The 13,425-nt window shown below is 63.7% G+C and carries 13 protein-coding genes and 1 tRNA gene; 5 read left to right on the top strand and 9 right to left on the bottom strand.

The genetic code is table 11. The annotated features are described in order from the left end of the window. Positions 1-20: 20 nt before the first annotated feature. The gene (locus tag ACT531_RS06250; protein ID WP_015014405.1) at positions 21-884 is read right to left on the bottom strand and encodes a branched-chain amino acid ABC transporter permease; all 864 of its coding nucleotides are present in this window, start codon (positions 882-884) and stop codon (positions 21-23) included. A gap of 111 nt (positions 885-995) precedes the next feature. After that, on the bottom strand, positions 996-2,183 hold the full coding sequence (locus tag ACT531_RS06245; protein WP_015014404.1) for an ABC transporter substrate-binding protein: 1,188 nt from the start codon (positions 2,181-2,183) through the stop codon (positions 996-998). 546 nt (positions 2,184-2,729) lie between these two features. On the opposite strand from ACT531_RS06245, the gene ACT531_RS06240 reads away from it, so the two are divergent. The 4 genes from ACT531_RS06240 to ACT531_RS06225 all read left to right on the top strand — a co-directional run bounded on the left by ACT531_RS06240 (position 2,730) and on the right by ACT531_RS06225 (position 5,766). After that, entirely contained in the window at positions 2,730-3,899 is a 1,170-nt protein-coding gene (locus tag ACT531_RS06240) for an HPP family protein (RefSeq protein WP_476016861.1), read from the top strand. Positions 3,900-4,201: 302 nt separating this feature from the next. Beyond that, complete coding sequence (gene infA, locus ACT531_RS06235) at positions 4,202-4,453, top strand: translation initiation factor IF-1 (RefSeq protein ID WP_015014402.1); 252 nt, start codon at positions 4,202-4,204, stop codon at positions 4,451-4,453. A gap of 186 nt (positions 4,454-4,639) precedes the next feature. Next, a tRNA-Pro gene (locus ACT531_RS06230) sits at positions 4,640-4,716 on the top strand. A 306-nt stretch (positions 4,717-5,022) separates the two neighbouring features. Then, on the top strand, positions 5,023-5,766 hold the full coding sequence (locus tag ACT531_RS06225) for an acetyltransferase domain-containing protein (RefSeq protein WP_343734633.1): 744 nt from the start codon (positions 5,023-5,025) through the stop codon (positions 5,764-5,766). Positions 5,767-5,867: 101 nt separating this feature from the next. Here ACT531_RS06225 and ACT531_RS06220 read toward each other — a convergent pair whose 3' ends face one another. The 6 genes from ACT531_RS06220 to ACT531_RS06195 all read right to left on the bottom strand — a co-directional run bounded on the left by ACT531_RS06220 (position 5,868) and on the right by ACT531_RS06195 (position 10,600). Beyond that, the gene (locus tag ACT531_RS06220; RefSeq protein ID WP_015014400.1) at positions 5,868-6,653 is read right to left on the bottom strand and encodes a foldase protein PrsA; all 786 of its coding nucleotides are present in this window, start codon (positions 6,651-6,653) and stop codon (positions 5,868-5,870) included. 68 nt (positions 6,654-6,721) lie between these two features. Then, positions 6,722-6,982 carry a BolA family protein gene (locus ACT531_RS06215; RefSeq protein WP_060987418.1) on the bottom strand — a complete coding sequence of 87 codons (261 nt, stop codon included), beginning with the start codon at positions 6,980-6,982 and terminating at the stop codon, positions 6,722-6,724. A gap of 15 nt (positions 6,983-6,997) precedes the next feature. After that, entirely contained in the window at positions 6,998-7,537 is a 540-nt protein-coding gene (locus ACT531_RS06210) for a septation protein A (RefSeq protein ID WP_015014398.1), read from the bottom strand. A 24-nt stretch (positions 7,538-7,561) separates the two neighbouring features. Beyond that, on the bottom strand, positions 7,562-7,975 hold the full coding sequence (gene msrB, locus ACT531_RS06205; RefSeq protein ID WP_309824521.1) for a peptide-methionine (R)-S-oxide reductase MsrB: 414 nt from the start codon (positions 7,973-7,975) through the stop codon (positions 7,562-7,564). After that, on the bottom strand, positions 7,972-9,453 hold the full coding sequence (locus tag ACT531_RS06200; RefSeq protein WP_309824519.1) for a protein adenylyltransferase SelO: 1,482 nt from the start codon (positions 9,451-9,453) through the stop codon (positions 7,972-7,974). Before ACT531_RS06200 ends, msrB begins: the two co-directional genes overlap by 4 nt. A gap of 79 nt (positions 9,454-9,532) precedes the next feature. Beyond that, a complete protein-coding gene (locus ACT531_RS06195) occupies positions 9,533-10,600 on the bottom strand; it encodes an AraC family transcriptional regulator (protein ID WP_309824518.1) in 1,068 nt (355 codons plus the stop codon). Between the two features lie 185 nt (positions 10,601-10,785). On the opposite strand from ACT531_RS06195, the gene ACT531_RS06190 reads away from it, so the two are divergent. Next, on the top strand, positions 10,786-12,507 hold the full coding sequence (locus tag ACT531_RS06190) for a carboxylesterase/lipase family protein (protein WP_476016860.1): 1,722 nt from the start codon (positions 10,786-10,788) through the stop codon (positions 12,505-12,507). A 46-nt stretch (positions 12,508-12,553) separates the two neighbouring features. On the opposite strand, the gene ACT531_RS06185 is transcribed toward ACT531_RS06190, so the two are convergent. Next, positions 12,554-13,240, bottom strand: coding sequence for a Crp/Fnr family transcriptional regulator (locus ACT531_RS06185; RefSeq protein ID WP_476016859.1), 687 nt, complete (start codon positions 13,238-13,240; stop codon positions 12,554-12,556). Between the last annotated feature and the right edge of the window lie 185 nt (positions 13,241-13,425).

Genomic DNA, 13,425 nt, shown 5'->3' with positions numbered 1-13,425 from the left:
AGTGACGAGCGTGGGGGGAGTCATTGCTTAAACAGGCCTTCAGGTTTCCACAGCAGCACCGCCGCCATCAGCATATAGACCAGCATGCCCGCTGCCTGCGGCAGCAGCACCTTGCCAAACGTATCCACAAAGCCCACCAGCAGCGCCGCAATGAGCGCACCGCGTACCGAGCCGATGCCACCGATCACCACCACCACAAAACACATGATGAGCACGGACGAGCCCATGTTGGGGTACACGCTGGACACCGGTGCAGCAACCATGCCCGCAACCGCCGCCAGGCCCACACCCAACGCAAACACGATGGCATGGATCAGCTTGATGTTCACGCCCAGGGACTCGGCCATGTCACGGTTGAAGGCACCAGCGCGGATCTTCATGCCCAGGCGAGTCTTGGAGATCAGCAGGTACAGCGCCACCGCCAGCGCGATGCACACGCCCGAGATGAACAGCCGGTAGACCGGGTAGGAGAGGGTGTCGGTGAGCGGAATCGACCAGTCCAGCACCTTGGGGATGGGCACGCCATGCACATCGTCGCCCCACAGGATGGAGCGCAGTTCTTCAAAGATGTAAATCAGCCCGAAGGTCAGCAGCACCTGGTCCAGATGGTCGCGGTGGTAGAAGTGGCGGAACAGCAGCCATTCGAGCGCCAGCCCGAAGACCACCGACAACAGCGCACCGCCTACGATGGCAAGTGCCAGGCTGCCGAAATGCCCCGACAGCGAATACGCAAGGTAAGCCCCCAGCATGTAAAAGCTGCCGTGCGCCAGGTTCACCACGCCCATGATTCCGAAGATCAGCGTGAGCCCGGCCGCCAGCATGAACAGCAGTAGGCCGTATTGCACGCTGTTGAGCAGCTGGATCAGGAACGTCGCGAAATCCATGGAGGGCTGGGTTTGGAGTGCAAAAAATCAACCCGCGCAGCACGAGGCCGGCGAAGGAAGCCCGGCATGCAAGCCGGGCGGTTGGGGCGGAAAATGGGCCGACCGAACGGCTTAGCCCATGCGGCAACCGGCGCCGCTGTCGGCCAGTGCCTTGGCGGCCACGCCGATCACCTTGTTTTCCTTGTTCTCCACCCGGCGCAGGTAGATGTCCTGCACGGGGTTGTGGGACTTGCTCATCGTCCACTTGCCGCGTGGGCTGTCGATGACGGCGCTTTCCATCGCCTTGATGACGGCTGGCTTGGCAGACAGGTCGCCCTTGACCGCGTTGGCGCCCTGCACCAGCAGCAGGCCGGTGTCGTAGCCTTGCACGGCGTACACATCGGGCTGGCTGCGGAAGGCCTTGGCGTATTCCAGGCGGAACTGCTTGTTGCGCGGTGTGTCGAGCGAGTCGCTATAGTGCATGGTGGTGATGATGCCGTCGGCCGCTGGACCCGCAGCGTCCAGCACGCCTTCGGTCAGGAAGCCCGAGCCATACAGCGGAATCTTGTCCTTGAGGCCGGCGGCCGCGTAGTCCTTGATGAACTTGGCCGCGCCGCCACCGGCAAAGAAGCAGGCCACGGCATCGGGCTTGAGCGCGGCAATCTCGGTCAGCAGCGCCTGGAATTCGACGTTGGGGAAGGGCAGGCCCAGTTCCTTGACGATGGTGCCACCCGCCTTGGTGTAGCTTTCCTTGAAGCCCTCGAAGGCCTCATCGCCAGCCGCGTACTTCCAGGTGATCCACACGGCCTTCTTGTGGCCCTTTTCGACCATGGCCTTGCCCAGCGCCAATGTGGGCTGGGAATTGCTGAACGAAGTGCGGAACACGTTGGGGGCGCACAGCGCGCGGGTGGCTGCGTGTACGCCTGCGTTGGGGATCAGGTTGAGCACGCCGGTGTCGCGCGCCACTTTCTGGATACCCATTTGCACGCCCGAGTGCACGGTACCGATCAGCACATCCACCTTGTCGCGCTGCACCAGCTTGCTGGCGTTTTCCACGCCCTTGCTGGGCTCGGACTCGTCATCCACCTTGAACCATTCGATCTCGCGCCCGCCGAGCTTGCCGCCTTGCTGGTCGATGGCCAGACGAACGCCGTTTTCAATAGCCACGCCCAGCTGAGCAAATGTGCCGGTGTAGGGCAGCATGAACCCCACGCGCACCTTGCCGCTCTGAGCACGCACGATGGAGGGCAGCAGCAGGCCCGTGGATGCTGCGCCAACGAGGGCGGCACTGCGGCTGATGACGAGGCGGCGGGTGGTCATGGGGCTTGTCTCCTTTGTTTAGGCTTAAAGTAATTTACTGCAAGCGTTCGGTGGTGAATACCTATGGGTTACCCGTACCAGCGCTCGTTTCGGGTTTCACGAGCGGGGGGGGCTTCACGGCTTTTTTTGTCTTCGCTGCTGAGAAGCCTGACGGATCGGTGCGGCATGGGTGCCAATGTGGATGGTCACTACAGCCCAACGGAAAATTTGAAACATGAATTAAAATGCATGTATTGAATTTTTGTGCAGTATAGAGCGTGTTTTTGGATTGGGGTGGCCGATTTGGGCTTGCGTTCTAGGTAGTTTCCAGCAGGGGGAGCAGCACCGACACCGATCAAGGCGCAGCAACTCCCGGTCGCACCGAAAACCTCCCGCACCTCTGCAGCATGGCGCTGCCTGCACAATCGTGGTCTGATCATGCGGTCCGTCGCATATGGTCAGACGGCCTGGCCGGGCGATAGCGTTGTGGACTGCACCGTAGCCCACCATCCCGCAGTCTGTGCCGATTTGATGCAGCTTGCCGCTGCATCCGCATTTTTATTGTGTATGCCTTCTTCTCCCTCCGACCTGTCTCCTTCCGCCCCAATCCGGCCATCTTGGGCGGCTCGCTTGACCGAATGGCTGCGTCATTTCTGGCCCGCTCCGTTGGGCATTGATGGCAAAGAGCGTCTGCGTTTTGTGGTGGGCGCGGTGATCGGTGTGCTGCTCACGGCGTGGCTCAGTCGCTGGTGGGCTCAGGGCAATGGCTCGGGCCCGTGGATGGTGGCTTCGCTGGGCGCCAGTGCCGTGCTGGTTTTCGGCATGCCTTCCAGCCCGCTGGCCCAGCCCTGGCCGGTTTTGGGGGGCAGCACGTTGTCGGCGCTGGTCGGGGCGGTCTGTTCTGCGTTGATTTCAGACAAGGCGTTGGCGGGGGCTGTGGCTGTGGGGCTGGCGATTGCGCTCATGGTGCCTTTGCGTTGTCTGCATCCGCCAGGCGGGGCCATGGCCTTGTACGTGGTGCTCACTTCGGGCGATGGCTGGCACCTGGCCGCGTTTCCGGTGCTCTTCAACGTGGTGCTGCTATTGATTGCCGCTGTGGTCTACAACGGGTTGACGGGCCGCCGCTATCCACACCCTCAGCGCGTCGCGCCGAAGGCGGCAGCGAGCCAGGGGGGCTTCACTGCATCGGACGTGGATGCGGCGCTGGCTCATTACAACCAGGTGCTCGATGTGAGCCGTGCGGACCTGGAAGGCCTGTTGCACTTGGCGGGTCGTGCGGCTTTCCAGCGGACGCTGGGAGAATTGCGCTGCGCGGACATCATGTCGAGCCCGCCGTACGCTGTGGAGGCCGGCGTTTCGCTCAAAGAAGCGTGGGCGCTGATGCGGCTGCAGCAGATCAAGGCACTGCCCGTGGTGGACGCCCAGCGCCACGTCATCGGCATCGTGACGGTGGCGGACTTCATGCGGCTGGCCAATCTGGACACCCACGAAGGGTTGGGGCAGCGCCTGCGCACGCTGGTCATGGGGCGCGGCGGGCAGCCCCAGACTGTGGGCGAGATCATGTCGCACCCGGTGCAGGTAGCGCGTGCAGGGCAGCACGCGATGGATCTGGTCCCCCTGTTTTCGCAGGGTGGCCACCACCACATCCCCATCGTGGATGACGTGGACCACCTCGTGGGCATCATCACCCAGACCGACCTGGTGCGTACGTTGGCCTCCGCAGTGCAGGCGCGATAGCGGGCGGCAGCTGCGGTCTCGATGGACGGGCGCGGCGCCCACGCCACAGAGGGCCCCGGCCGTGCCATGGGCAACTTACAGGTTGTCGCGGTACAATCGACAGACTTTGCGCAGCGCTGACGCCTGTTCATTGACGCCGTCTCCCGGCCCTCTGCCTGATCTGCGCCCTGGGTGCAGCGACTCCCACCGCCCGCCATGCACCGTGTGTCGAGTTTCGACAACGCTGCAGCTGCCGTGGTGAATGCAAAAAACCGCTCAGGCGCCGACCACAGAACATTTGCTTTGAAGAGATAGAGAAACACATGGCCAAAGAAGAACTCATTGAAATGCAGGGCTCCGTCACGGAAGTCTTGCCGGACTCGCGCTTTCGCGTCACGCTGGACAACGGTCACCAACTGATCGCCTACACCGGCGGCAAGATGCGCAAGCACCACATCCGCATCCTGGCGGGTGACAAGGTGTCGCTCGAAATGTCGCCTTATGACCTGACCAAGGGCCGCATCACCTTCCGCCACCTGGCAGGTCGTGGCCCTGGCCCGTCGTCCAGCCGCTGATCGTTTTTTTTCCCGGTCCGTGGTAGATCGGGGAAGGTGTTTGATTTTTCTGGTTCGTCTTTCGCCACGTCGCGGCTCTTTGGTCGTGTTCCTTTCATCTCTTCGCCTTGCCACTTTCTAAAAAAAGTCAAAAAAGCAGGCGTTGAGTCCAAAACAGGGGATTTGGCGGGTTAGAATACGAGCTGTCGGAGCGTAGCGCAGCCTGGTAGCGCATCTGCTTTGGGAGCAGAGGGTCGCGAGTTCGAATCCCGCCGCTCCGACCAATGTTTGAAGGCCTTGCAGCACATGCTGCAAGGCCTTTTTTCTTGCTCGCTTCAAGGCACCGCGTCGGAACAAACAGGTTCAGTGGCGGCGGATCAAAGCCATGTTCAGCGGGTATGTCGGCAGGCATGCCGAATCTCCGTACCATTGGCTCCATCGCCCACAGACGCCCGTAGACACTCATTTGCACCTGACCCTGCCTGTGTACCGCGCACAGGTGCTTGGCCGCTACCCCCATGACCCTTTCCGCGCATTCCAAGGCCGCTGAGGCTTCTGCAACGCAGCCCCATGTGCCTGACTCCCTTGCCATGCGTCGTTACGACACCGTCGATGCATTGCGTGGCGTAGCGATGGTGTGGATGACGGTGTTCCACTTCTGTTTTGATCTGAGCCACTTCGGCCTGTGGCCACAGAACTTTCGTGTGGATCCTTTCTGGACCACGCAGCGCACCTTGATCGTGAGCCTGTTCCTGTTCTGTGCAGGGCTGGGGCAGGCCATCGCCTGGCACCAGGGGCAGGGCTGGCGCAGGTTTGGGCGTCGGTGGATGCAGATCGCCGGGTGCGCATTGCTCGTATCTGCCGGGTCGTTTGTGATGTTTCCAGCCAGCTTCATCTATTTTGGTGTGCTGCACGGCATGGCGGTGATGTTGCTCATCGCTCGCTGTACCGCTGGTTGGGGGCGCTGGCTGTGGCTGGCCGGGTTGGTTGCGGTGGCCTTGCCGTGGGCCGCGCAGCAGCTTCTGACGGGGGTATGGGCAGATGCCGCGCCCTGGTTCAATGGACGAGCACTGAATTGGCTGGGGCTGGTGTCGCGCAAGCCGTTCACTGAAGACTATGTGCCCGTGTTGCCGTGGCTCGGTGTGCTCTGGTGGGGGCTCGCGGCAGGCCAGTGGGCGGTGCGAGCGCGCAAGGGTTGGCTGCACTGGCGGCTACCCGCCGGGCTCACGCCGCTGGCAACGCTGGGGCGGTGGAGCCTGAGCTACTACATGGCCCATCAGCCGGTGATGATTGGCCTGCTGATGGCCGTGGTGTGGGTGATGGGGCGGACTTGAGCCTTGTGAATTAAGTGGGGATTGCGGCACAGCCCGAGCCCATAAAAAAACGCGACCGAGGTCGCGTTTTTTGTTGCAAGAACGGCTGAGTGCCAGTTGGCTTATTCCACCTTGGCCTTGGCGCGCAGGTCTTCCTGGAACTTGGCCAGCTTTTGCTGTTGCAGCTGCTGTGCGACTTGTGGCTTCACCTCTTCGAGCTTGGGCAGCTCGGCCTGGCGCACGTCGTCCAGGCGGATGATGTGCCAGCCAAACTGGCTCTTCACGGGCGTCTCGGTCATCTTGCCCTTTTCGAGCTTGACCAGCGCTTCGGTGAATTCGCTCACGTAGCTCGATGGGTTGGCCCAATCGAGGTCGCCGCCCTTAGCGCCGGACCCTGGGTCCTTGGACTGCTTCTTGGCGATGTCTTCAAACTTCGCGCCCTTCTTGATGGACGCGATGATGGCCTTGGCGTCGGCTTCCTTTTCCACCAGGATGTGGCGGGCCTTGTATTCCTTGCCGCTGTTGGCAGCCACGAACTTGTCGTATTCGGCCTGGATTTCAGCGTCTGTGACGGGGTTCGTCTTCTGGAAGTCGGCGAACAGTTCGCGGATCAGAATGGCCTGGCGGGCCAGTTCCAGCTGGGACTTGTAGTCGGCCGAGGTTTCCAGGCCGCGCTTTTGGGCTTCCTGCATGAAGATTTCACGGGCGATGACTTCTTCCTTGATCTGGCCTTCGATGTCGGGCGTCACAGGGCGGCCCGAGCGTTCCACCTGCTGCTTGAGCGCTTCGACACGCTCCTTGGGAACCGCCTTGCCGTTGACGATGGCGACATTCTGGGCGGAAACGGGCAGGGCCAACGTGCCCAGCACGGCAGCGGCCACCAGGCCGGACAGGAGCTGTTTCTTCATGCGAAATCCAAAAAAATAAGGGGTTTGTTTGCCAGCTGAAATCCGGCAGCTATGGATCTGGGGCCGGTTCAGAGAACTTCAATGGCGAGGGCGTGAACGCCTTGGTCAATAAATTCTTGCAGCGCATCATACACAAGGCGGTGTTGGGCCACGCGGGTGCGTCCTGTAAAGAAAGGTGACGCGATCCGCACCCGAAAATGGGTGCCAAATCCGGTGCCGTTGGCACCTGCATGGCCTGCGTGGGCCGCGCTTTCGTCCAGCACCTCCAGGTGGCTGGGGGTGAGGCGGTCGGCCAGTGTCTGGTGCATCTGGTCTGCGATGGAGGTCATGGGCTTTGTGCGCGTTCAGGTGGTAGGCTCATCGCCCTTGAGGTGGGGGGCGATGTAGATGCCCTGAGCCACCAGGAAGACCAGCGGAAAGACATAGCCCCAGAGCTTGAAGTCCACCCAGGCCTCGGTGCTGAAGTTCATCACCACGTAGGCGTTGATGGCCGACATGAATGCGCAATAGACGATCCAGGCCACGTTCAGGCGCTGCCAGACGGTATCGGGCAAGTCCAGCTGGCTCCCCAACAGCATCTTGAGAAAGTTCTTCTTGAGCGCCCACAGCGCCACCGCCAGGGCCATCGACATCGCACCGTAGAGCACAGTGGGTTTCCACTTGATGAACCGGTCGTCCTGCAGCACCAGCGTGAGCGTGCCGAACAGCAGGATCAGCACCAGGGTGACCTTGTGCATGGTCTGCAGGCGCCGGTCGATGGCATAGATGATGGCCATCTGCAAGGCCGTGGCCGCCATGAGCACTGCGGTGCCTACGTAGATGCCGTAGAACTTGTAGGCCCCGAAGAACAGCAGGATGGGGAAGAAGTCGATCAGAATTTTCATGGAGTCAGCAAGAAATGCCGGGCTTCAGCGGTCTCCGGACTCGAAGTCCAGCGATGCCGAGTTCATGCAATACCGCAGCCCGGTAGGCGCTGGGCCGTCTTCAAACACATGGCCCAGGTGCGCCCCGCATTGTGCACACACCGTTTCGGTGCGGACCATGCCATGGCTGCGGTCCACGATTTCGGTGATGGCGCCGGGGATGGCTTCGGAAAAGCTGGGCCAGCCGCAGCCCGCATCAAACTTGGTGACCGAGTCGAACAGCTTGGCGCCGCAGCAGATGCAGTGGTAGCTGCCGTCAGCCCAGTGGGCTTCGTACTTGCCGGTGAAGGGGCGCTCGGTGGCGGCATGGCGCGTGACCTGGAAGGCCACGGGTTCGGCGCCTTTTTCGCGCAGCACGGCTTGCCATTCGGCATCTGTCTTCTGGATAGGGTGGGTCATGATGAACAGCTGATCTCGATGGAAGACGCCCAGTCGGGCGGGAAGGCGGCGTAGGCGTCGTGCCCCGGGTGCTCGTCAAACGGGCGCTCCAGCAGCCGCTGCAGGGTTTGGAGTTCGCCAAAGTCGCCAAGTTTCGCCGCACGGATGACCTGTTCGCCCAGGTGGTTGCGCAGCACGAACTTGGGATTGGTTTTAAGCATCAAATCGGCTTGATGCGCTACATCCATATGCCTCGAATGCTCTGAATATAGTAGCAACCATTGGTCACAGCCGGCGCGGTCTGCAAACAGGTCGCGTACGGGCTCCATGTCTTGGGTGCCCACGGCGTGCGACAGGCGGCGCCAGAAGATGGGGTAGTCCACCCCGTTCTGGGCCAGCAGCAGCAAGATGCCGTCGATGAGTGCGCCATCGCCATCGCTGGCCTCTACCAACCCCAGCTTGGCGCGCATTTGGGCCATGAAGGCTTCTGGGAAAACCGTCTTGTAAGACTCCAGCGCCTGCTTGGCCAGGTCCTGGTCCTCGATCAGGGGCAGCAGCGCCTGCGCCAGGCAAAACAGGTTCCAGTACGCCACATTGGGCTGGTGGTTGTAAGCGTAGCGGCCTTGCGAGTCGCTGTGGTTGCACACGTGGCCGGGCACAAAAGCGTCCAGAAACTGGAAGGGCCCGTAGTCAATCGTCAGGCCCAGGATGCTCATGTTGTCGGTGTTCATCACACCGTGGCAAAAGCCCACGGCCTGCCACTGCGCCATGAGGCGCGCGGTGCGCTCGCTCACCGCCTGCAGCAGGGCAGCGTAGGGGTTGCCTGCCAGGCCGGTGCCGTCCCGGCATTCGGGGTAGTAGCGGTCGATGACGTAGTCGGCCAGCGTTTGCAGCGCGGCCTCCTGGCCGTTGGCTGCAAAGTGTTCAAAGTGGCCAAAGCGCACAAAGCTGCGTGCCACGCGGGTGACGACAGCAGCGGTCTCTATCTCCTCGCGGCGCACCGGCCCGGGGGACCCGGTGATGCACAGCGCGCGCGATGTCGGCACACCCAGGCCGTGCATGGCTTCGCTGCACAAAAATTCACGGATGCTGGAGCGCAATACCGCGCGGCCATCGCCCATGCGTGAATAGGGCGTTCGGCCTGCACCCTTGAGCTGGACCTCCCACCCCGAGGCTGTCTCACCGAGCAAGATGGCGCGCCCATCGCCCAGCTGGCCGGCCCAGACGCCAAACTGGTGTCCGCTGTACACGCTGGCCAGGGGGCGCGAACCTGCCAGCAGGCGGTTACCGGTGAAGGCCTGCAGGGCCTCGTCGCTGTGCAGGGCGGCTTCATCCAGCCCCAGCAGTTGCGCCACGGCGGGGCTGGTCCCTACCCAATGGGGCGAGGGCAGAGGGGTGGGGCGCAGTTCGGTGAAAAAGTCGGGGCCCAGCGCGGCAAAGCGGTGGTCCCAGGCGAGGCCGAGGTCGGTGCGGGCGTCGCTGTCGGCGGTCAGGGTCATGGGCTGGATTGTCTCGCAGGCCGGATGTCCCGGCGCCCACAGGGCCATGGCAGGGTGGGCAGGGTCAGCACTGCAACCGCTAGAGCGACGCTGCTGCGGCCAGGAAGATTGGGCCGGGGGCAGGCTGCAGCAACTGCTGGCGGTACTGGCCTGGTGGCATGCCGAACCAGCGCTTGCAGGCCCTGAACAGGTTGCTCTGGTCGCTGAACCCCAGCTGGTCGGCCACCTCGGCCAGGCTGCGGCGTGGGTCGGCCAGGTACTGGCGGGCCAGCTCGCTGCGGGTGTCGTCCAGCAGTTGCTGAAAACTCACCGACTCTGCCTGCAGCCGGCGCTGCAGGGTGCGGTCGGTCAGGTGCAGGCGTGCCGCCACGTCCTCCCGGCGGGGTTCGCCCAGGTGCAGCATGCGCGATATCTCGGTGCGCACCTTGGCGCTGACCAGCGACTGGCCCAGCGGGCCCAGTTGTCCCAGCTCGGCCTCCACCAGTTGTTCGTGCAGCGCCCACAGGCTGGGGTTGTGGGTGGGGATGGGTTGCAGCAGATCGGCTTCTGCCATCAGAAAGCGGTTCACCGGCTGGCCAAAGCGGGGTGGCACGCCGAATGCCGCGCGATGCCGCGTGTCGTCGGCCGGTGCTGGGGTGACCAGCTCCACGGCCAAGGGTGTGAGGTCGCGCCGGGTGAGCCAGTCGCACAGCGTCAGCAGGGTGAGCACCGCAAACTCCACCCGCTGCCGCGGTATGGGGCGCGAGGCGCCGATGTGGTTGAGCACCAACCAGTAGCCGCGCGGGTCCCGCTCCATCGAGAACGTGGTGGCGTCCGAGATCAGCGCCATGTGCCGGTCCAGGTGTCTGAAGCCTTCGAGAAGGTTGGGTCCCGAGGCGAGTGCATGGCCCACCAAGTCCAGCTTGCCGTAGCGCGCAGCCAGTTGGCGGTCCAGGCCCAGCCCTGGGCGGGCGTAGTGCTGGGCCGCAGCCTCCCACAAGCGACTGACGCGGTCCACATCCACGCGGGTGTGGGGATGTTGCAGGCTTTCCAGATCGATGTCGGCCTGAGCACACAGAGCCTGCACTGGCAGGCCCTCGGCCGCAAACAGCTCGGCAATACCGCGCACCCAGGCGGCAGAGCTGGTGCGCTGCGGCAGCGGGTTCATGGGCAAGCCCCTGTCTCAGGGTTTACGCGCGGGTGGTGTTCTGAAGTCACTGTTTTGGTGTGGTTGCGATAGTGGGTTGTAGGCCAGGCGTTTCCACAATCGGCGCCGAGGTCGGGCCTAGGCGCGAGTGTGATGCGTTCTGCAGGCCCGCCCCATTCCTGAAAACCCCGAAGGAGACAAACAACATGGCCCATTTTGCAAAGAGCCTGCGCTGGGGCGCAGCCTGTCTTGCCGCTGTGATGACCACGGCGTGTGGTGGCTCTGGCGGTACGCCGCCCGAACTGCGCGAAACCCGCTACGGCATGGTGCGCGGCACGGACGACAGCGCCACCAGCGGCACCTATGCCTGGAAGGGCGTTCCCTACGCCCAACCCCCCGTGGGGCCCCTGCGCTGGCAGCCGCCTGCAGAGCCTGCCGCCTGGACGGGCGAGCGCAGCGCCACCCGCTTTGGCAACGCCTGCCTCCAGATGGGCCGCATTTACGGACCAGGGGCCAACAACCGCTTTGACGACACGATTGGCCAGACGCTGAACACGCCCCTGGGCAGCGAAGACTGCCTGACCCTCAACATCTGGCGCCCTGCTACCGCGCAGGACAACCTGCCGGTGCTGGTGTTCATCCATGGCGGCAGTGCCATCTCGGGCTACACCGCTGACCCGGTGTACGACGGCGCGGCGCTGGCCAAGTCAGCCAATGCCGTCGTGGTCACAGCCAACTACCGGCTTGATGTGCTGGGGTATCTGCAGTTGCCCGCGCTGCATGCGGGCAACAACGGCAGCGGAGGCAATGCCTATACCGGCAACTATGCGTTGCTGGACGTGGTGCAGGCGCTGCGGTTCGTGCAGGGCAACATCGCCCGGTTTGGCGGCAATGCAGGCAATGTCACGTTGATGGGGCAGTCGGCGGGGGCCATCAATGCCTTGGCGCTGCTGACGGCGCCGCAGGCCAGCGGTCTGTTTCACAAACTGGTGCCGATCAGCGGGGGAATCTCCCTGGCGACCAACTTGCCCGCCGGGTCCATCCCCACACTCAACCCGGTCTCCCGCTATGCCACGCAGGCCAGCCAGCTGCTGGCGCATCTGGCCGTGGCCGATGGCTTGGCGCCCGCATTGCCAGAAGCCCAGGCCCTGGTGGCCGGCTGGACCCCCGCGCAGATGGCCAGCTACCTGCGCGGCAAGGATGCGCGGGTCATCCTGCAGACGGTGCTGGCAAAGGGGCTGACAGGCTCCGGCCCTATCCCGGACGGTGTGGTGGTGCCGGCCGATCCGATTGCCGAGATCGGGGCGGGGCGTTATCAGAAGGTGCCCGTGCTGTCCGGCTACACGGCCGAGGAGGGCAAGCTGTTTGCCCCGTTCCTGGTGCTGCTGGGCGGCAAGCCTGGCATGAAGATCGGCGATGCAGAGCGCTTTGCGATGATGCAGCGCTTCGACCCTGATGCCCCCACCACCCTCACTGCGGCGGACATTCTGGATGCGTCCTACCTGCCGGTGACAGCCCCGGGCACGGGCTACAACGCACGCACCCAGCTGCTGGGCAATGTGTTCATTGGCGCCAGCCGCGACAACCTGCTGAACGCCCTGCGCAGCCAGCAGAGCAATGTGTGGAACTACCAGTTCAACTGGGCCCAGCAGCCCGCACCGTGGAACGATGTGTACGGCGCGGCCCATGCGTTCGACCTGCCGTTTGTGTTTGGCAACTTCGGTCCCTCGGTGTTTGCGAAGGCGACCAACAGCACCGCCAACCAGCCGGGGCGCCTGGCCTTGTCGCGAGCCATGATGGACAGCTTGCGGGCGTTTGTGCACACCGGTGATCCCAACAACGCCACGCTGGGCCAGACCTGGCAGCCCTGGCCCCGCAAGTTCATCTTTGATGCGGACCAGAAGGCGGTGCGCCTGAGCGTTCAATGACCCTCGCGCTACAGATGCTGAACAGCTCTTGGCCGAATGCGGCTGGTCAGTGTGCGGCCGTGGCGGCGAGGTATGCGTTCAGCGCCTCGTCGTCCACGATGGCCACACGCCCGAAGTCCAGCGACACGATGCCCATGCCCTCCAGCGAGCGCAGCACCTTGTTCACGGTCTGCCGCGACAGGCCCACCAGTTGCCCCAGCTCCTCCTGCGTGAGGTTGAGCCGCCGCGTACTGCGCCAGAACAGGCGGCTCAAGTACAGCGCCACGCGGTGCTCGGTGGACTGGGTGCGCCCGGTTTCGATGATGGTCATGGCCTGGCCCAGCCGCATGTTCAGATGCAGCACGAGGAACTGGTTGAACGCCAGGCTGGTCTCGCGCAGCGTGGCAAACAGCGGCAGGGGCAGGCACAGCAGGGTGGTGGGGCGCAGTGCCACCACGTGGTACCGGCGGGGCTCGGGCTTCATGGCCGAGCCCTCGCCAAACCATTCACCGTCAGGCACGCCGATGAAGGCGGATGACCGGCCCTTGCTGGTGGGGCTCTGCAGCATCACCAGGCCTGACAGCACGGCATGCCAGCCCTGCACGGCGCTGCCGGCTGGCATCATCACCGCGCCCTTGTCGGCCTGCTCGGCAAACACCTCTTCGCGCAGCCGCTCCTGCATGGCGGCAGGCAGGCCCGCGAACCAGGGCTGGGCGGCGATGAAGCGTTGGGCAGAAGGTGCGGCGCAGAGCATGGGCCTGATTGTCGCTGCAGCGGTGCCTGCGGTTCAGGGTATTCCCTTGCCCTTTGTCAGTGGGACGACAAGTGTTGGCAGCCATGCCTGTCGGGCGCACACTCCGCAGCGGTTCACGGGGTCCGGCGATGGTGCAGCCATGCCGCCTCCGATGCCACGCCAGCGCGGTGGTGCGGCGTGCGTGG

It is taken from the genome of Acidovorax sp. DMC1 (genome assembly GCF_056314325.1).
Note: the sequence above shows the minus strand (reverse complement) of the source record. Positions and strands in the feature narration are given on the sequence as shown.

Excerpts from the sequence above, each read along its gene's own strand:
- ACT531_RS06250 (WP_015014405.1), bottom strand. The coding sequence starts at position 884 with ATGGATTTCGCGACGTTCCTGATCCAGCTGCTCAACAGCGTGCAATAC.
- ACT531_RS06245 (WP_015014404.1), bottom strand. The coding sequence starts at position 2,183 with ATGACCACCCGCCGCCTCGTCATCAGCCGCAGTGCCGCCCTCGTTGGC.
- ACT531_RS06240 (WP_476016861.1), top strand. The coding sequence starts at position 2,730 with ATGCCTTCTTCTCCCTCCGACCTGTCTCCTTCCGCCCCAATCCGGCCA.
- infA (WP_015014402.1), top strand. The coding sequence starts at position 4,202 with ATGGCCAAAGAAGAACTCATTGAAATGCAGGGCTCCGTCACGGAAGTC.
- ACT531_RS06225 (WP_343734633.1), top strand. The coding sequence starts at position 5,023 with ATGCGTCGTTACGACACCGTCGATGCATTGCGTGGCGTAGCGATGGTG.
- ACT531_RS06220 (WP_015014400.1), bottom strand. The coding sequence starts at position 6,653 with ATGAAGAAACAGCTCCTGTCCGGCCTGGTGGCCGCTGCCGTGCTGGGC.
- ACT531_RS06215 (WP_060987418.1), bottom strand. The coding sequence starts at position 6,982 with ATGACCTCCATCGCAGACCAGATGCACCAGACACTGGCCGACCGCCTC.
- ACT531_RS06210 (WP_015014398.1), bottom strand. The coding sequence starts at position 7,537 with ATGAAAATTCTGATCGACTTCTTCCCCATCCTGCTGTTCTTCGGGGCC.
- msrB (WP_309824521.1), bottom strand. The coding sequence starts at position 7,975 with ATGACCCACCCTATCCAGAAGACAGATGCCGAATGGCAAGCCGTGCTG.
- ACT531_RS06200 (WP_309824519.1), bottom strand. The coding sequence starts at position 9,453 with ATGACCCTGACCGCCGACAGCGACGCCCGCACCGACCTCGGCCTCGCC.
- ACT531_RS06195 (WP_309824518.1), bottom strand. The coding sequence starts at position 10,600 with ATGAACCCGCTGCCGCAGCGCACCAGCTCTGCCGCCTGGGTGCGCGGT.
- ACT531_RS06190 (WP_476016860.1), top strand. The coding sequence starts at position 10,786 with ATGGCCCATTTTGCAAAGAGCCTGCGCTGGGGCGCAGCCTGTCTTGCC.
- ACT531_RS06185 (WP_476016859.1), bottom strand. The coding sequence starts at position 13,240 with ATGCTCTGCGCCGCACCTTCTGCCCAACGCTTCATCGCCGCCCAGCCC.